This is a genomic window from Pseudomonas sp. R151218B TE3479, from assembly GCF_053629195.1.
Genome location: NZ_JBRJHV010000001.1, coordinates 4,783,155 through 4,802,319 on the forward strand (window position 1 = coordinate 4,783,155; position 19,165 = coordinate 4,802,319).

General features: G+C 62.4%; 12 protein-coding genes. 4 read left to right on the forward strand and 8 right to left on the reverse strand.

What is annotated here, in order from left to right; genetic code table 11:
* Positions 1-83: 83 nt before the first annotated feature.
* The 3 genes from AB7M32_RS20500 (at position 84) to AB7M32_RS20510 (ending at position 7,518) form a co-directional block, all read left to right on the forward strand.
* A complete protein-coding gene (locus AB7M32_RS20500; protein ID WP_072404531.1) occupies positions 84-1,820 on the forward strand; it encodes an IlvD/Edd family dehydratase in 1,737 nt (578 codons plus the stop codon).
* Positions 1,821-1,961: 141 nt separating this feature from the next.
* Positions 1,962-2,681, forward strand: coding sequence for a FadR/GntR family transcriptional regulator (locus tag AB7M32_RS20505; protein WP_072404533.1), 720 nt, complete (start codon positions 1,962-1,964; stop codon positions 2,679-2,681).
* A gap of 154 nt (positions 2,682-2,835) precedes the next feature.
* Positions 2,836-7,518, forward strand: a complete 4,683-nt coding sequence (locus tag AB7M32_RS20510) for a dermonecrotic toxin domain-containing protein (protein ID WP_454251150.1) — start codon at positions 2,836-2,838, stop codon at positions 7,516-7,518.
* Positions 7,519-7,701: 183 nt separating this feature from the next.
* Here AB7M32_RS20510 and AB7M32_RS20515 read toward each other — a convergent pair whose 3' ends face one another.
* From AB7M32_RS20515 to AB7M32_RS20550, 8 genes are all read right to left on the reverse strand, one after another.
* Positions 7,702-10,077 (reverse strand): efflux RND transporter permease subunit, encoded by a 2,376-nt coding sequence (locus AB7M32_RS20515; RefSeq protein WP_454251151.1) that lies wholly within the window; start codon positions 10,075-10,077, stop codon positions 7,702-7,704.
* A 43-nt stretch (positions 10,078-10,120) separates the two neighbouring features.
* Positions 10,121-11,173 (reverse strand): WD40/YVTN/BNR-like repeat-containing protein, encoded by a 1,053-nt coding sequence (locus AB7M32_RS20520; RefSeq protein WP_454251152.1) that lies wholly within the window; start codon positions 11,171-11,173, stop codon positions 10,121-10,123.
* A gap of 369 nt (positions 11,174-11,542) precedes the next feature.
* Positions 11,543-14,200 (reverse strand): aminopeptidase N, encoded by a 2,658-nt coding sequence (gene pepN / locus AB7M32_RS20525; protein ID WP_454251153.1) that lies wholly within the window; start codon positions 14,198-14,200, stop codon positions 11,543-11,545.
* Positions 14,201-14,213: 13 nt separating this feature from the next.
* Positions 14,214-15,044 carry a DUF2797 domain-containing protein gene (locus AB7M32_RS20530; protein ID WP_072404542.1) on the reverse strand — a complete coding sequence of 277 codons (831 nt, stop codon included), beginning with the start codon at positions 15,042-15,044 and terminating at the stop codon, positions 14,214-14,216.
* On the reverse strand, positions 15,041-15,301 hold the full coding sequence (locus AB7M32_RS20535) for a YeaC family protein (RefSeq protein ID WP_072404544.1): 261 nt from the start codon (positions 15,299-15,301) through the stop codon (positions 15,041-15,043). Before AB7M32_RS20535 ends, AB7M32_RS20530 begins: the two co-directional genes overlap by 4 nt.
* Before the next feature lie 45 nt (positions 15,302-15,346).
* Positions 15,347-16,219 (reverse strand): rhomboid family intramembrane serine protease, encoded by an 873-nt coding sequence (locus tag AB7M32_RS20540; RefSeq protein ID WP_454251154.1) that lies wholly within the window; start codon positions 16,217-16,219, stop codon positions 15,347-15,349.
* Positions 16,216-17,190, reverse strand: coding sequence for a metallophosphoesterase (locus AB7M32_RS20545; RefSeq protein WP_170866796.1), 975 nt, complete (start codon positions 17,188-17,190; stop codon positions 16,216-16,218). The genes AB7M32_RS20540 and AB7M32_RS20545 overlap by 4 nt, the downstream gene beginning before the upstream one ends.
* Entirely contained in the window at positions 17,187-18,077 is an 891-nt protein-coding gene (locus AB7M32_RS20550; RefSeq protein ID WP_003180647.1) for an NAD(+) kinase, read from the reverse strand. Before AB7M32_RS20550 ends, AB7M32_RS20545 begins: the two co-directional genes overlap by 4 nt.
* Positions 18,078-18,182: 105 nt before the next feature.
* On the opposite strand from AB7M32_RS20550, the gene AB7M32_RS20555 reads away from it, so the two are divergent.
* On the forward strand, positions 18,183-19,148 hold the full coding sequence (locus AB7M32_RS20555) for a DUF1853 family protein (protein ID WP_207283153.1): 966 nt from the start codon (positions 18,183-18,185) through the stop codon (positions 19,146-19,148).
* The last annotated feature ends 17 nt before the right edge of the window (positions 19,149-19,165 follow it).

A 19,165-nucleotide genomic window follows, 5' to 3' on the forward strand; every position in this document is an offset into this window, starting at 1 on the left:
CAACAACACTTCCAAACCGCGTAAATTGCGCTTATGTTACGCTCACGCTAGAACAATATAGTCATACAATAAGAGAATCGATCATGTCTGATAAGAAACCCTCCCTGCGCTCGGCCCAATGGTTTGGCACCGCCGACAAAAACGGCTTCATGTACCGCAGCTGGATGAAAAATCAGGGCATCGCCGACCATCAGTTCCACGGCAAGCCGATCATCGGCATCTGCAACACCTGGTCGGAGCTGACGCCGTGCAACGCGCACTTCCGGCAGATCGCCGAGCACGTCAAGCGCGGCGTGATCGAAGCCGGAGGCTTCCCGGTGGAATTCCCGGTGTTCTCCAACGGCGAATCGAACCTTCGCCCCACCGCCATGCTGACCCGCAACCTGGCGAGCATGGATGTGGAAGAAGCGATTCGCGGCAACCCGATTGACGGCGTCGTGCTGCTCACCGGTTGCGACAAGACCACCCCTGCGTTGCTGATGGGCGCCGCCAGTTGCGACGTCCCGGCCATCGTCGTCACCGGCGGGCCGATGCTCAACGGCAAGCATAAAGGCCAGGACATTGGCTCCGGCACTGTGGTCTGGCAATTGAGCGAGCAGGTCAAGGCCGGCACCATCACCATTGACGATTTCCTCGCGGCCGAGGGCGGCATGTCCCGCTCGGCCGGTACCTGCAACACCATGGGCACCGCCTCGACCATGGCCTGCATGGCCGAAGCCCTCGGCACCTCCCTGCCCCACAACGCGGCGATTCCGGCGGTGGATGCACGGCGTTATGTGCTGGCCCATATGTCCGGCATGCGTGCCGTGGAAATGGTTCGTGAAGACCTCAAGCTGTCGAAGATTCTGACCAAGGAAGCCTTCGAAAACGCCATCCGCGTCAACGCCGCCATCGGCGGCTCCACCAACGCGGTGATCCACCTCAAGGCCATCGCCGGACGCATCGGCGTACAACTGGACCTGGACGACTGGACCCGCATCGGCCGCGGCATGCCGACCATCGTCGACCTGCAGCCGTCCGGGCGCTTTTTAATGGAAGAGTTCTACTATGCCGGCGGCCTGCCCGCGGTACTGCGGCGTCTCGGCGAAGCCAACCTGATCCCTAACCCGAATGCCCTGACCGTCAACGGCAAGAGCATCGGCGAGAACACCAAGGACGCACCGATCTACGGCCAGGATGAAGTCATCCGTACCCTGGACAACCCGATCCGCGCCGACGGCGGTATCTGCGTGCTGCGCGGCAACCTGGCGCCATTGGGAGCGGTGCTCAAGCCGTCCGCCGCCACCGCCGAACTGATGCAACATCGCGGTCGCGCCGTGGTGTTCGAGAACTTCGACGAGTACAAGGCCCGGATCAATGACCCGGAGCTGGACGTAGACGCCAGCTCGATCCTGGTGATGAAGAACTGCGGGCCCAAGGGATACCCGGGCATGGCCGAAGTCGGCAACATGGGCTTGCCGGCCAAGCTGCTGGCCCAGGGCGTGACCGACATGGTGCGGATTTCCGATGCGCGCATGAGCGGCACCGCCTACGGCACCGTGGTCTTGCACGTGGCGCCGGAAGCCGCAGCCGGCGGGCCTCTGGCGGCGGTGAAGGAAGGTGACTGGATCGAGCTCGATTGCGCCAGCGGTCGCCTGCACCTGGACATCCCCGACGCCGAACTCGCCGCGCGCCTGGCCGACATCGTCCCCCCGCAGCAACTGCTGGTGGGCGGCTACCGCCAGCTGTACATCGACCATGTGTTGCAAGCGGACCAGGGTTGTGACTTCGACTTCCTGGTGGGCTGCCGCGGCGCCGAAGTACCACGCCACTCCCACTGACCCCCATCCATCCCCTGTGGGAGCGAGCTTGCTCGCTCCCACAGTAGGTCGGCGTCAGCATTGAATCGCACTAGCGACCCGCCATCGCCGCGCCTGCTATCATGCGCAACACTCCCCTCGCACAGGATCGCGCCGCGTCCCATGGATTACCGTAAACCCTCCGACCGCAAGAGCATGCACGCGCGCATCGTCCAGGAACTGGGCATGCAGATCGTTTCCGGGCGCTTCAAGCCGGACGATAAACTGCCCGCCGAAGCCTTGTTGTGCGAAGAGTATGCGGTCAGCCGCCCGGTGCTGCGCGAAGCCACGCGCGTGCTGGTCGCCAAGGGCCTGGTGTATTCGCGTCCGCGGGTGGGCACGGTGGTCAAGGCCCGGCGGGAATGGCACATGCTCGACCCGGACGTGCTGCATTGGCTGATGCAGAGCAGCCCGCAGAATGAATTCTTCAACCTGCTGACCAGCGTGCGCAGCATCATCGAGCCGGCCGCCGCTGCCCTCGCCGCACAGTTCGCCGACGAGGCCGACATCGCCGCCATCCGTGAAGCCTACCAACGCATGGAAGCAGCCCCGACTCCCGAGGCCGTGCTGCAACCGGACCTGGACTTCCACAGCCGCATCGCCGATGCCACCCACAACGACCTGCTCGCCAACCTCTGCAACATGTTGTCGGTGGCCATCGCCGAAGCCCTCAAGCACTCCAACCAGCGGCCCAACCTGCACGAACTGGCGATGCCGCGTCACAAGGCGATCCTCACCGCCATCGAGAACCGCGATGCCCTCGGTGCCCGCCACGCGACCCTGGTGCAACTGGACGATGCCCGTAGCGCGCTGAACGTTGTGCTGGGCAACGATCCGTCCTGACGGTCCTGTCCTTCATCCCCCCGACGCCACCGAAGAGGCTTCACACAACCGCTCGTTAGCGGGGTGGTATTTATGTACCACCCGCACTGGACAGAGAAGTCGATACTTTTCTCGCCGTCATCCCGACGGCCATGTTTTGTGAAAAGGACTTCTCATGACCGCTCCCTCCTCCGCAGACGCCATCCCCGCGTTGACGCAAAGCGTCAGCCTGCAATTCGCCAACCACCCGACCTTCGAACAGATCGTGCAACGCATGCTCGAACAGGCTATCAAGCGAACATACTCCTGGCTGGACATCGACCTCTCCACCGTCCAATTGGCGACTCCGGACGCCACTGGACGCGCCTGGCAATTCCAGCCGTTCATGCCCGTGGTGCTCGATCACCTGGCCGTTGGCACACCCGTGGATTTCAGCCCACGGGGCAACCTGGATTGTTTTCTCTCCGACACCCCACCGCACCGGCTCCGGGCTGGCTACCAGGAAGTAGACATCCAGGTCATCAAGAACTCGCTGCTGGAACTGGCCTGGAGCGTACCGCTCGGGCTGGAGGATACGCTGGTCCGTTACTGGGGCGACGACATGGACGCAACCGATGGGAACAGCCACGGCAACCGCTGGCGCTGGCTCAGCGATGTGCTGAGGAACATGCTGAGCATCCGCGGGCTGCAACAGCCCGGGCTCGCTGACACAGCCCGCGAAGCCCTTGACCAGGTCGTCCGTTGGCCGGACCGGGAGCCACGCTTTCGTCTCGACCCACAGGCGCCTGTGTACGCCTACAACCTGGAAACCCGAATCACCCGGGGCACCACCAGCACCGTACTGGTCGGCAGCGAGATCCTCCTGGTCCGCGCCACGAAAGGCACCACCGACGTCCTGCTGTGCAGCCCCGGCAGCGCCGTGCAATCCTTTGCTTCCCTGGACGCCTTCAATCGGCATTGGGGCGCATCGATCGCCAGCCGTTACACCGTCGACACCGTCACCTGCCAGCGCTACGAGATAAGCGGCGACGTCTTCGAGAGCCAGGCGGCGATGTTGCTGGAGCAGCAACTGGCCGAGCTGAAGGCTATACGGCTGCCCGCCGGGATCGACCTGCAAAGCCTGAAGAATCTCTACAACGACTTGAGCGACCCGGCTCGCTACCTGCTGGAAGCCCCAAGACTCTCGCCGCAAACCTCGGCACGCCTGGCTCCCTTGCTGCCCCGCTGGCTGAAAAAAAGCTCCATCGCCGACCAGACGACGCTCCAGCACTACAGCCTGGCCCTGGCCAGTGCCAAAAAACGCCACCAGGGCCAGACCTTCCTCAGTGGCATCGAGGACATCAAGGCCTTTACCGCCAGTGCCTTGTCCAGCGCCATGAAGCAAACGAACGACAGCAGCCCGGACAAGCTGCCATCGAGCCAATACCAACCCGACGATGTGCTGCTGAACTTCACCGTTTCCGCAGGCTACCCCGGGACCATCGGCCTCAGCGAGAAGCGGCAGATGAGCCTGACCGAACTGGCCATCCACAATCTCGTCGCCCGCCCCAGCGGCCACTTCACGCTCAGCCATCGCCTGGGCCTGACGCTGCCGACCTGGTTGACCCCAGACTTCGTGACCGGGCTGGTCGAACAGGTCGACATTGGCACGACCTATCCTCGCTACCTGCAACAGCACCTGCTCGGTAGCTCGTCCCAGGCAAAGAACCGTCAACGGATGTTCGCCGAACAGATCCCCGCGCAACTGGCCCTCGACGCGCTGAAACAGCGGCTGGACCACGAAAACGGCATGACCCTCCAGGGCCTGCGCCTGCTGGAAGCGGTTCTCCAACCTGCCGCGGCGAGCCAACAGGTCAACGGTCGCCCGGTGGTCATTCGCCACCTGAGTTTGGTGCGCAAGCCCCAGGCCCAGCCCGATACCGTGACCAACATGTTCCTTATCGAGGCGCAGGACGCCACGACCGGCCCGCACCTGCTGTATCGGCCGCTTTACGCCCCTGCGCTGCAAGAGTTCCCGACACGGGAGGCGCTGTTTCAGGCCATTGCCGCCGCCGGGGACCTGCAGAACAGCGTCCTGACCTGGCTGTCCGACGCCGCCCGCCCGGTGTACGCCAACGGCGGTTTCCTGGAGCCACACATCGTGCGGTTCTTTCCCGGTGACGAGTTCAACGTCCCCGACAAGCCCGCCCCGGCCACACTCGCCACGCAGGACACCGACGGCGAACTGCTGCAAGCGCTGCACAACGGCGAGCTGATGCAGTATCTCTATGGCTGCAATGCCCAGGCCCTGGTCGCCCAGGCCGACCGGAACTCGGTGTCCAATAGCGAGAGCCGCTGGGCCGTGTTGCTCCAGGGCGGCAGCCTGCTGTTCAACACATTGCTGTTCCCTTTATTGCGCGGCCCGGCCATGACCAGCGTCTGGCTATGGAACCTGATGGCCAGCGCCCAACAGGACATCCCGGCCCTGATCAGCGAGGACCCGGTGGCGCGGGAACTGGCCGCCGTCGATCTGCTCGTCAACCTGGCGATGCTGGTGAGCCAACTGCCCACCGGTCATGCGCCGGTCACCCGTGCGGCGCTGGCCCCATCGCTGAAGGAGCAAGCCATGCGTCCCCCGGCGCCACGCACCGTTGCCGAGCAGTGGCCCGCGCCGGCACCACCCACCGTGGTGGAGGGAACCGTCGCCGTGCCTGGCGCCCACGCCGAAGCCGCCAGTAGACGCCTGGACTTCAGTTTCGCCAGCGCCGGCCAGCGCCTGACATCGGAACAACGCGCCCGGCTGCTGCGTTTGCAGGCATCACGCCCTCCGGCAATGCCCGAACCCATCGAATATGGCCCGTACGAGGGTTTGTACGTGATCGACAAAAAATGGCATGCCGAGGTGGAAGACGTTCTGTATCAGGTCAACCCTGAAGCGGACGGCAGCGCGACCATCGTCGACCCACTCGACCCCAGTCGAAATGGTCCGCCGTTGAAAGTCGACAGCCAGGGCCGCTGGTCCCTCGATCTGCGCCTGCGCCTGCTGGGCGGCTCGCCCCCCAAACGGATGCAAGCACAGCGCGACCTCAATCTGGAGCGAAGGCGGGTACTACAAGAAGAATACAATCAGGTGGTCAAGGGAGACGCAGCTCGAGGCAGAGCCCTGCAAGTGGCCCAGGAAGTGATGATCAGGCTCGATAGCGGAGCGAACTATACCGAGGCACAACGCACGGCGAAGCGCAAAGTGTACTATGACCTGCTCCAGGAACAGACCGAGCTTTATCTGAAGCTGGTGAACAGCGCGCCCGAACGCGCCAGCCTGGGCATGGCAATTGCCCCTGCGGACCTGCGCGGAATGTTGGAAAACGTGGTGAACAATGCCCGCAAAGCCGTCATAGTCACCGAAAATCAACGCACGGCCATCATCAATGCCCATCCTCAGTTTCAAGGGGACGTCAATCAGGTGGAGGCTGTCGTCACTAACCTGCAGGACTACCTGAAGTATCTCGACACCCTGAGCGATCTCAATGATCAGGCGATCCATTGGCTGGAACTCAAGGACGATTTTCTCGAACGCTTATTGAATCTGGATGAGGCCGGGGCCCAGGCGTTCGAGCGCCTCACCAGAGACCGGCCGCTCGACGAAATAAATTCAATCAGCAGCAAAGCCATGCAATTCGCTACGCTTCCGATGCTGTCGGTCAAAAACTCCAGTTCCAACCTATCCGAGAGCCTGCTGCGCATCGTCGTGCCCTTGGGGGAACAAGTGCGCTCCCATTGCGAACTGCGGATGTATGAACTCCCCCCCTCGGAACAGCTGGAGGTACTGACGAGCCTGACTGAGCAATATGGCAAGTCCTTGGATGCCTTACAGGGAGTCAAGACGCTCTACGCCGACAATCTCAACGAATCCTATTTCGACAGGTTGCTCAAGCTGATCGAGAGTCTTTACCAAGAGGTCTCCGGCAAACTCGCCGCAGAAATCAAGCCCGAGCCAAAGCCGCGCAGGCGTGCGCCAAAACAGTCCAGGGTGCCCGCCGGACGCCCACAGAAAAAGGTGATCAGGACCCGCAACCGTGGCGTCCTGATCGGTGACTTGAAGCCGGCCGGCACGGCCCTGCCGATTGAAGTCGTCGAGCTGCGCTTCAACGATACGCTACTGGCCACCTACTCGCGTCACGACGATGTGTGGGATGCCGTCGATATACGCAAACCAACCCCGGCTCCCAAGACGAGATCGGTCAAGGCGATCAAGAGCGATGCGCGCAAATTGCTCGCAGAATTGGACGAACGTCTGCGCCGCGCTGAAAGCTACAAGAAAAACTGCCGCCATCCTCAGGAAATCGAGGAGATCATGAACAATGAGGCGAGTCGGTTTCGCAAGCTTGCCGAGGAACTCGACCGGGCGTTCACCGCCTCGCAAACCCCGCTTACCCCGGCAGACCAGGCACTGAGCCAACAGTTGTCAGACGCGGTATCCAGCCTGACCGCCAAGGGCAGCGCCCTGCGCACCGAATTGAGCCTGCAATTGCCGCCTACCGACGGCAACCTTCGGTTCCTGTTCGAAAAGAACCTGCTACAAGTCGCACGGCTCGGGGATCGCAAGGCCTTGAAAGGAAGCCGACAGGATTTCCTCCAGGAATACGCCATCAACGACGGCGATGGTTTTCCCCTCTGGTATGCGCATTTTCACTACGAAACGGCTGACACACCGAAGGACAATTTCAGCGTCGCGCACCTGAAGACCAAGGAACAACGCAAGGAGCACTACCACTCACTGCTGGCCAAGGCCACCAGCCCTTATGCGGTGGTGAACGTGCATCGAGGACAGCTCAGCAAGTCGTTGGCGCAGAGCAAGTTCTTGCCCTTGGCGCCTTGATGGCCAGGGCTTGCAGGCTGGAGTGATCAGTCGCTGAGCGCAAAAAAAACTGTGGGAGCGAGCTTGCTCGCGATGGCTGACGGACATTCAATACCTTCATTGGCTGTCACACCGCTATCGCGAGCAAGCTCGCTCCCACATGGGTTCGCCCCTAGGGCTGTGCTGGGCAGGTTCTGTCCCTCATCAATGGGCAAACAACGAATTGCCCTTCTGCCCCGCCAGTTTCTCCGGCTTGATCAGGAACCGCGCCAGCGCCGGCAACAGCCACAGCGCACCGAACATGTTCCACAGCAGCATGAACGTCAGCATCAAGCCCATGTCGGCCTGGAACTTGATGGCCGAGAAGATCCAGGTGCACACGCCGATGGCCAGGCACAAACCGGTGAACAGCACCGCCTTGCCGGTGGATTTCAGCGTCTGGTAGTAAGCCTCCTGCAACGGCAACCCGGCCCGCAGGAAGCTTTCCAGGCGGCTGTAGATGTAGATGCCGTAGTCGACGCCGATCCCGACGCCAAGCGCGACCACCGGCAGCGTCGCGACTTTCACACCGATGCCCATGAAGGCCATCAGGGCGTTGCCCAGCACCGACGTCAGCACCAGCGGCAGCACGATGCACAGCGTCGCCGCCCAGGAACGGAAGGTGATCATGCACATGGTCGCCACGCAGATGTACACCAGGATCAGGATGGTCAGTTCCGATTCCTTGATCACTTCATTGGTGGCCGCCTCGATGCCGGCGTTACCGGCGGCTAGGATGAACTCCAGGCCATCGCGGTTGTTTTCCTTGGCGAAGTCCTGCACCGCCTTCACCGCGCGGTCCAGGGTCTCGGCCTTGTGGTCGTTGAGGAACACCAGCACCGGCGCCAGGGAGCAGCTGTTGTTGTACAAGCCATCGGCCCGGGCGATGGAGTTGTTCAGCACATCAGGGTTGCGCGACAAGGTCTCCCATTTCAGGTTGCCCTCGTTCATGCCCTTGATCATTTGCTTGGACACGGTCACCAGGGAAATCGCCGACTGCACGCCCTCGGTGTTCTGCATCTTCCACATCAATTCGTCGATGGGGGCCATGGCTTCATAGCGCGAGCAGCCTTCGGCCTTGGTCTTGACCATCACCACCAACACATCGGAGCTGGTGGAATAATTGCTGATGATGAAGTTGTTGTCCTGGTTGTAGCGCGAGTCCGGACGCAGTTCCGGCGCGCCTTGGTCCAAGTCGCCGATCTTCAGGTTCTGGCTGTACCAGAGGCCGCCACCAAAGGCGAGCACCGCCAGGGCAATGGACACCGGCGCGACCTTGGCGCTGGCGAAGTTCGACAGCACGCGCCAGAACGGATGTTCGCGGGTCGCATCTTTCTTGCTGCGCTCGACGGCACGCTTGCTGATGCCGACGTAGGAAATCGCCACCGGCAACAGGATCAGGTTGGTGAACACGATCACTGCCACGCCGATGGAGGCGCCGATGGCCAGTTCGCGGATCACACCGATGTCGATGATCAGCAAGGTGATGAAGCCGACGGCGTCCGCCAGGATCGCGATCATCCCCGGCAGGAACAGCTGACGGAAGGTCCGTCGCGCGGCGGTCAGGGCGTTGTCGGCCTCGCTGGACTGCAAGGCAATGCCGTTGATCTTCTGCACCCCGTGGGAAATGCCGATGGCGAAGATCAGGAACGGCACCAGCATCGAGTACGGATCCAGGCCGAAACCGGCGGCGTGCATCAGCCCCAATTGCCAGACCACCGCCACCAAGGTGGTGCTCAACACCGCCACGGTACTGCGCATGCAGTGAGTGAACCAGTACAGCAGGATCAGGGTGATGACGAAGGCCACGCCGAAGAACAGCACCACCATGACCAGGCCGTCGATCAGGTCACCGACTTTCTTGGCGAAACCGACGATATGGATCTGCACATTCGGGTTCTGGGCTTCGAACTTGTTGCGGATCTTGTCTTCAAGCTCGTGGGAAAACTTCCGATAGTCGAGGGCGAGCAATTTGCCCTGGTCCTGCGGGTCGGGATAGGACTCCAGCAGTGGGATGTCGATGATGCTCGACTTGAAGTCGTTGGCCACCAGGCGCCCGACCTGGCCGGACTTGAGCACGTTGTTGCGCAGCAGGTCGAGGCTGTCGGCCGAGCCGTTGTAGCTCTGGGGGATCACCTCGCCGCCGGCGAAACCCTCCTCCGTCACTTCGGTCCAGCGCACGCTGGGGCTCCACAACGACTTGAGCCCGGAACGGTCGACACCTGAGATGTAGAAGACCTCGTCGTGGATCTGGCGCAGGGTCTCCATGTAGTCCTTGGAGAAGATGTCGCCATTGGTGGCTTCCACGGAAATGCGCACCGTGTTGCCCAGGTTCGCCAGGTCGTTGCGGTGCTCGAGCATCTTCTGGATGAAGGGGTGCTCGAGGGGGATCATTTTTTCAAAACTGGTGGAGGGGCGGATCAGCGTGGCCTGCCAGAACAGGAAAATGCTGACCAGCAGGCAAATGACGATCACTGCCGGGCGGTTGTTGAAAATCAGGCGCTCGAGGAACGTCGCCTTGTCTTGATGATGACTGCTCATGGGGTCCGCCTTCTTGTTTTTATGCCCGTCTTGCAGGCCTGACTCATTTGCTCAGTTCGGCGCCGGTGGAGGTGGTGGCGCGCACGCCGCCTTGCCCCGCCAGGATCAGGTTGCCGTTGCCTGCCGCCGTGACGGCCGCCACGGAGATTCGGTCCGGACGGTTGAACACGCTAAAGGTCTCGCCATCGTCGGTACTGCGCACCACGCTGCCGCCGTTGCCGACAATCACGATGGAACCGTCTGCCAGCAGTGTGGCTCCCGACAGGCCGAATTCCAGGCTGCCCCGGGCGGCCTTGAGCTCGACCTGCTCCCAGGTGCCGCCAAAATCGGTGGAACGGTACAGATTGCCGCGCAAGCCGTAGGCCAGCAGCGTCGAAGGTTGGGCGGTGCCGATGACCCCGAATAGCGAGCCTTCGTACGGACCCTCGACCTTCTCCCAGGTCTGGCCCCCGTCGGCGGAGCGGAACATGCTGCCGGCCTCGCCGACAATGAACAGCCCGGCGTCTTTCACGGCCGCGATCGCATTGAGATGGAACTGGTCTTCGTTTTCGAGGCGGTCGCTGGCGTCTTCCCAGTGCTTGCCGCCGTCGGTGGTTTCCAGCAGCGCGCCGTAGGCACCCACGGCAAACCCGTTGCTGGCGTCCTTGAACCAGACATCCAGCAGCGGCGCTTCACGAGTGAGGTCTTCGTATTGCTTGGTCCAGGTGTTGCCACCGTCGTCGCTGGCGAGGATCTGCGCGTCGTGCCCCACGGCCCAGCCGTGCTTGTCGTCGACGAAAAATACCGCGGTGAGCAGTTGGCGGGTCGGCACCTTGGCCTGGGTCCAGGACGTGCCCTGGTCGTCGGAATAGACAATGTGCCCACGATCGCCGACCGCCACCAGGCGCTGGCCGGCATGGACCACATCGAGCATCAGGGTTTTGCTGGCCTTGGCCGATTCGACGGAATAGATGACATCGGACGTCGACGCCGCAACGGCCATCGCCGGTGCCGACAACACCGCAGAGCCCAGCAGCGAGAGCGCCGAAGCCAGCAACGCGATTCTGCGCAGCATCGGCGGCCGGCAGCGGCCCACAGCCATGACAGGCTCATTCATAGACCTTTCCCCCATTATTATTGTTATGGCTTGGTACGTTGCCAGTCCTGGAGCATAGTCCTGAAACCTGCAATCTAGAGCCACTTCGGAAGCTGACCTATCCTATCGGGCTTTCGAAAGGTCTGACAATCGACGCCGCGTTATCTTTTGTTAACCACGGGGGTTGGCGCTGGGGGTGAATGGCGGGGTATTCGGTGGGGTGATGGCGAGAGGCTAGGCGGTGACGGGGCTGCTGCTATCGCGAGCAAGCTCGCTCCCACAGTAGATCTCCAGCGAACACCTATTTTGTGCTCAGCATGGATCCCTGTGGGAGCGAGCTTGCTCGCGATGGGAGCACCGCGGTCCGCCAGGCAGACCGCGGCATCAAGGTCACGCCAAGCTCTTGCTCACCACTTCGAACACATCGGCCGACAGCCCGCCCGAAGCCAGGATGCGTTCCAGTTCGCCCTTCATCAACGCCTGGCGGGCGCTGTCGTATTTGCGCCAGCGGGTCAGCGGGGCCAGTTGCCGGGAGGCAATCTGTGGGTTGAAGCCATTGAGCTGGATCACCAGGTCCGCCAGGAAGCGATAACCCGAACCGTCGGCGGCGTGGAAGTTGATCAGGTTCTGCCCGGCGAACGCACCGACCAGTGCCCGCACCTTGTTCGGATTCTTGATATTGAACGCCGGGTGCTCCATCAGCGCCTTGACCCGTGCCAGACCGCCGGGCAACGGGCTGCCGGCCTGGACGCTGAACCATTGGTCCATGACCAGCGGGTTGCCCTTGAAGTTTTCAGCGAACACTTCCAGGGCCTTGGCCTTCTCGGCTTCGAACGGCGAATTGACCAACACCGCCAACGCCGTGAGGCGTTCGGTCATGTTATCGGCGGTGTCGAACTGCTCCAGGGTCGCGCTCAACACTTCAGGCTTGCCGGTGAGCATCAGGTACGACAGCGCGATGTTCTGCAACGCGCGGCGGGCGAAATGCTCGGCCTCGGCCACGTATGGCGTGCGTTTCGACAGGTCGCGGTTGGCTTCATAACGCAGCCACAGCGCTTCGAACAGGTTCTCGGCCAACTGCTGGCGGGCGAACTCACGGGCAGCGTGGATCGCCTCGACGTCAGCCACTTCGCTGATTTCCGTCAGGTAAGCTTCGCTTGGCAGCGAGAGCATTTCCGCGACCATGGCCTGGTCCAGGGATTCGTCCGACAACACGCTGCGCAGCGCGCTGATCAGACGTGGATCCAGCGACAAGCTGGCGCCCTTCTGATGTTGGGCGATCAGTTCCTGCAACACTTGCACCGACAACTGCTGGCCGGCATCCCAGCGGTTGAAGCCGTCGCTGTCGTGTTGCATCAGGAACATCAACTGGTCGCGGTTGTACGGAAAGCTCAGCTTCACCGGCGCCGAGAAACCACGCAGCAGCGATGGCAAGGGTTGTTCGGCGATGTCGACAAACGTGAAGGTCTGCTCGGCTTCGGTCACCGAGATCACCCGGGAGGTGCCGCTTGCCGACGCTTCACCGGCCAGGCGCAATGGCATTTCGGCGCCTTTGCTGTCCAGCAGGCCCAGTTCCACGGGAATCACGAACGGCAGTTTTTCCTGTTTGTCCGGGGTTGGCGGGCAGCTCTGGCGGAAGGTCAGGCTGTAGGTCTTGGCAGCGGCGTCGTAAGACTCGCTCACCGCCAACCGTGGCGTACCGGCCTGGCTGTACCAACGCTTGAACTGCGCCAGGTCGACGCCGTTGGCATCTTCCATGGCCTTGATGAAGTCGTCGCAGGTCACGGCCTGGCCGTCGTGACGTTCGAAGTACAGGTCACTGCCCTTGCGGAAACCCTCAGGCCCCAGCAGGGTGTGGATCATGCCGACCACTTCCGAGCCCTTTTCGTACACGGTCAGGGTGTAGAAGTTGGAGATCTCGATAAAACTGTCCGGACGCACCGGGTGGGCCATGGGGCCGGCGTCTTCGGCGAACTGGTGGGTGCGCAGGTACGCCACGTCCTGGATGCGCTTGACGGTGGCGGAGTTCATGTCGGCGGAGAAGCCGGCATCGCGGAACACCGTGAAACCTTCCTTGAGCGACAGCTGGAACCAGTCGCGGCAGGTCACGCGGTTGCCCGACCAGTTATGGAAGTACTCGTGGGCCACGATCGCCTCGACCCGCTGGTGCGCGGCATCGGTGGCGGTTTCGGCGCGGGCCAGCACGGCGCTGGAGTTGAAGATATTGAGTCCCTTGTTCTCCATGGCGCCCATGTTGAAGTCGTTGACCGCGACAATCATGAAGATGTCCAGGTCGTACTCGCGCCCGTACACCTCTTCGTCCCAGCGCATCGACTTCTTCAGGCTGGTCATGGCGTGCTGGCATTTGTCGATGTTTTCCGGCTCGACGTAGATGCGCAACGCCACATTACGTTCGGTCATGGTGGTGAAGGTGTCTTCGACGCACCACAGGTCACCGGCCACCAGGGCAAACAGGTAGGCCGGTTTCTTGAACGGGTCTTCCCAGGTCGCCCAGTGCCGGCCATCTTCGCCGGGGCCGCTGGCAATTGGGTTGCCGTTGGACAGCAGCACCGGATAACTGTGCTGCTCGGCCACCACAGTGGTGGTGAACTTGCTCATCACATCCGGACGGTCGAGGTAATAGGTGATCTTGCGGAACCCTTCGGCCTCGCACTGGGTGCAGAACATGCTGCCGGATTTGTACAGGCCTTCAAGGGCGGTGTTGGTTTCCGGATGGATCCTGACGGTGGTGTCCACCGTAAAGGCCTGGGCCTTGGGGTGCACAGTCAGGTGATTGTCGTCCAGTTGATAGTCGTCCTGCCCCAGGTCGGCATCGTCGAGCTTGAGGGAGATCAATTCAAGGTGCTGGCCATCGAGCACCAGCGGCGGCAGCCCGGCACCGCGCTCGGGGTTGCGGCGCATCACCAGTTGCGCATGGACCAGGCTGTGGTCCTCGAACAACTCGAAGGTCAGATGTGTTTCGTCGATCAGGTACTCGGGGGCCTGATAGTCCTTGAGGTAAATCATCTTCGGTTGTTCGGTGCGCATGGGTCGAATCCTTCTACTGATGCACGGCGAGCTGGTAGGCCGTGTATTTACGAATGTTGATCACGCCGGTGTCGAAAATCAGGTATTGGCCCTTGATCCCCAGCAGCGTGCCTTCGGCGATCGGGTTCTTGTCCAGGTTGAAGCTGACGATCTTGGCCGGGTACTGCTCCACCGGGTAACGAATCTCGATGGGCTCGACGTCCGCTATGGTCTGGATCGCTTGCAGGCCGAATCGTTCCTGCAAGCCTTGCAAACCCTGGGCGCAGCTTTCGAACAGCGCGTCGCGGATCGCCGGCAGGTCCACCGCTGTCGCGTCACCCTTGAGCAAGGCGCGCCAGTTGGTCTTGTCCGCTACCTGGCTGCGGAACAGGTCTTCGACAAACCCTGACTGCTGGCGGGTGGCGACCCGCAGGATCGGCAGCGCCTGGCTGGCGCCCTGGTCCAGCCAGCGGGTCGGCAATTGCGTGGCGCGGGTGATGCCGACTTTCACGCCCGAGGAATTGGCCAGGTAGACCACATGATCGGTCATGCAGAATTGCTCGCCCCAGGCCGGGTCACGGCAGGTGCCCGCGTCGAAATGACAACGCTCCGGGCTCATGATGCACAGGTCGCACTGGGCCAGTTTGGTCATGCAAGGGTAGCAGTAACCCTGGCTGAAGCTGGTCTTGGTCCGGCGTCCGCAATGGGTGCAGTGGATCGCGCCGAGGTACTCCAGGCGGATCGTGCTGCCGATCAATGGGTTGACCGGCACCTCGACCTCGTCCAGGCGAAAGGCGTATTGAACGGTCGGCCCGTCAAGGCGTGCCGACATCTTGCTGATTGCACCACGGCCAATCTCGATCAATGGATGGCGTCCGACTTGAACAGGATATTGGGCACTTCGATCGACTTCGACTGGCATTCCTGCGGCCCCATGTAGCCGGTGCGCTCGTCTTCGGGCAGGTTCTGGACTTCCCACGCGATCATGGCCTGCAGCGACAACTCACGCTGCTCGGCAGTGAGCTTGTTGCCGTCGGCCCATTTACCGATTTCCACGGCCAGTTTCAGGCTGCGGTAGATATCGGGGGTGATGTTCTTGATCATTTCATTGAAGGAAGACATGGGTTCTCCGCGCAATCGCGCATTCTCAAAAGGCACAGGCGCCGGTCAAAGGGCCATTTTACGGCGAGCGAACAGCCCGCCCAACAAGCCCGTGAAGCATCCGACGAGCAGCCCGCCAACGTGGGCGGCATTGGCGATTTCACCGAAGCCGATCAGCGAAACCAACCCGGACAGGCACAGCAGCAACCACACCAGCATCATCACCAGCACCCCGCGGGGCAAGTGATAGGCCGGGTTCGGTGCGAGCAGTTGGTAGATCCAGCAATGGCCCAGCAGGCCGTACAAGACCCCCGACAACCCGCCGAACAGCGTCGGCCCGCTGAAAAAGTACTGGGCGAAATTGGAAACGAGGCTGAACAGCAGCGTCAGCCCCAACAGGTTGATACCGCCCTGGCGCGCTTCGATCCGTCGCCCCAGTTCCCAATACCACATGCCATTCATGGCGATGTGCAGGAAGCCGAAGTGAATCAGCATCGGCGTTACCAGGCGCCACCACTGCCCCGCCGCCAGACTATCGCCCAATGGTGTGAACTGGATGTAGTCGCCAACGACGCGAAACTCGAGGAAGGTCAACCAGCGTAGCGTCGCAAGATTCTCCCCCAGCAGGGTGACCGCGCTGACAATCAGGCTCAGCAACAGCACCAGGGCCGTCACTGGATGGCGGGTCAATTGCTGGACGAACCCCGCTCGCCGGGAAGTGCCCCCCGTGTCTAGCAGTTCCAACTGCTGATCGGGATCGCCGGCGGGGAAACGGGCGTACAACGCACGCACGTCCTCGCAGATTTCATCCGGCACCCAGAGCACCTGCTCGCCGGCCTCTTCGCTGACGCGATGGGGCACCTGCATGCGTTGCAGCAGCTTGACGAAGCCGCTCAGGTCCACTGCCAGGGGCAGGCGCAGAACCGCGACGGCACTCACTGCACCACCTCCGGCCGCTCGACATCGACCCAAACGAACTTGTGCGGATCCAGGCGGGTTTCCTGGTCGAGACGATAGGCGACCAGCTTGCCGTAGAGCACCGCGCTGTAATCCAGGCAGGCCAGGTTCGGGCGGATCGGCGCGGGTTTGCCGCTGCGCCAATAGTGGCCGACGAACAACAGTGGTTCATCGACGCCATAACGCAGCAGGTTGTTTTTCTCATCCGGCGACAGCGGCGTGCGGGCCACCGGTTCCGGCAAGGCGTCGGGCTGGAACACGATGTCACCGTAGGTCTGCGGGTTGTCTTCCCAGAACTTGGTGCGGAAAAACGAACGGGTCAGGCCATCGCCACCCGTCAACGTCAGGCCGTGGGGCAGGCGCATGTCCGTGCCGCGCAGCAAGCGATCGAACACCGTGCAGGCAAAACTACCCGGTTGCGCCGAGGCCTGGAGGAAATGCTCGTCGACACAACCGTCCGGGAACAGGCCCCGCAGCGGTTCGATCAGGCCGGCATCCCAACAGGCGTGCACCACCCGGAAGCGGCCGGCGTCGACAAACAGCGGCAGCTCATAGAACCATTCGAGAAAGTCATGCCAGTCGCCGGGATGCTGCTCGAACTGGGTCAGTGTCTCGTTGAGCAGGCGGGCATGGCGCGGTGTGTGTTCGCGCACGTAGCGCTGGCCGCTGCCTGGCAATGCCGGTGTGCTCCAGCCCAGGGCGTTGAACTCGTGGTTGCCCATGATGCACAGCGCTTGGCCGGCCATGACCATGTCATGGACGATGTGCAGCGCCTCGCGAATCCGCGGGCCACGGTCGATGATGTCCCCCAGGAACACGGCCATGCGCGACGGATGCCGCCAGACCCCGCCCTGCTTGTGGTAACCGAGTCGGTCCAGCAGGTGTTCCAGGGTCAAGGCGCATCCGTGCACGTCACCGATCAAATCGTAACTGCGCGCAGGATCGAGCATCAGTCGCCTCCACCCCCCAACCGACTGCCCCAGCCAAGCTTGGTCCGGCAGACTTCGTAGTAATTGTGATCCAGCGGATGGATCAGGCGCAGCTTCTGCGCTTTTTTGCTGACGGTGATGGTGTCACCCGGCGCGCAGGTGAAATGGTTCTGGCCGTCACAGGACACTTGCGGGTAGATCTGCATATCCTTGGACACGACGATTTTCAGCTCACTGTTGCCATCGACCACGATCGGTCGCCCAGACAAGGTATGGGGGTACATGGGCACAATCACAATAGCGTCGAGCTTGGGATGCATGATCGGCCCGCCGGCCGACAGCGCATAGGCGGTGGAACCGGTGGGGGTGGCGACGATCAGGCCGTCGGCTTTCTGGCTGCAGACGAACTGGCCGTCGATGTACAGCTCGAACTCGATCATCCGCGTGGATTTACCAGGGTGCAGTACCACGTCGTTGAGGGCGTCGCCCTGGCCGATGGCCTCGGCGTGACGGCGGACCTCGGCCTGCAGCAGGAAGCGGTTTTCCACCAGGTAGTGACCGTCCAGGACCTCGGCGACCTTGATCTCCAGCTCGTCGGGGCGGATATCGGTGAGGAACCCCAGGCTGCCGCGGTTGATCCCCAGCACTGGGATATTGTGCCGCGCCAGGGCCCGGGCAGCCCCCAGCAGGCTGCCGTCGCCGCCAACCACGATGACCATGTCACAGACTTCGCCGAGCATCTTGCGCGACGACGTCTGCAGGCCATGGCCCGGCAGGACTTCGGCGATGGTATCTTCGAGGATCACATGCAGGTGCCGCTCCAGGAGGAAACGTTTGAGACGGCGAACGGTGTCCAACACCTGCGAACTGCCCAGGCGACCGATGATGCCGATATTGCGAAATTGCTCCATGAGGCTCCTGCGAAGGTCTGCGGCGGGCGAAAAACACGATTATGGGCGAAAGCGCGCCGTAGACAAAATCCTTTAAGCCTTCAGCGCAACGGCTATGCTCGCAAGATGATCCTGTTCCCTGAATTGCTGGACTTGCCCCGACGCCTGCACCATCCCGAAGTGCGCGACCTCGCGTGGGCGATCATCGCCCCGCCGATGCTCATCGACACGCCCTGGCCCCAGCGCCATCCCCTGGCTGGCAGTGATTGGGTGCAGGAGCCTGGCCGACTGGAACACTGGCTGCGGCAACTGGACCGAGACAGCTACCCATTGCTGCACTGCCTGTCCCAAGGACGAACGCGACGCCTGGGCCTGTATTACGAAAGGTTGTGGCAGTTTGCCGTGCAGCATGCCCCGGGCATCGAATTGATTGCCGCGAACCTGCCGATCCGGCGCGAAGGCCATACCTTGGGCGAACTGGACCTGTTGCTGCGTGATCGTGACGGCATCCACCATCTGGAACTGGCCATCAAGTTGTACCTCGGACCCCAGCACGGAAACGGGCTGGACGCCGCGCAATGGCTGGGTCCGGGTTGCCATGACCGGCTCGACCGCAAGCTGGCGCACCTACGCGAGCACCAATTGCCGATCTCGGCCCGCCCGGAAAGCCGCGAGGCCCTGGCGGCACTGGGCATCGAGCCCTCGGGCCTCGAACTGTTTCGCTCCGAGCTGTGGCTGGGCGGGTATTTGCTCTACCCCTGGCCGGGCCAGGCCGAGCCACCGGCCGGCGCCCACCCCAGGCATTTGCGCGGTCGCTGGCTGCATCAACGGGACTGGCCTGCGTTCATCGCCCAACGTCCGCCGGGTCGCTGGCAACCCCTACCCCGCGCCGCCTGGCTGGCCCCGGCGCATTATCCGGCCGAGCAAACCTGGAGCACCGCGCAACTGGACGCCTGGCGAATGGCCCTGGACCCCATGGCGCCAGCACAGTTGATGGTGCGCCTGAGCGAAAACGCCGAGGGAGAGTGGGAAGAAGCCGAGCGGGTGTTCCTGGTGGCGGATCGTTGGCCGGATGTGCCGGGCGGTGGCTGAGCCTTGTGCTGCCTGTC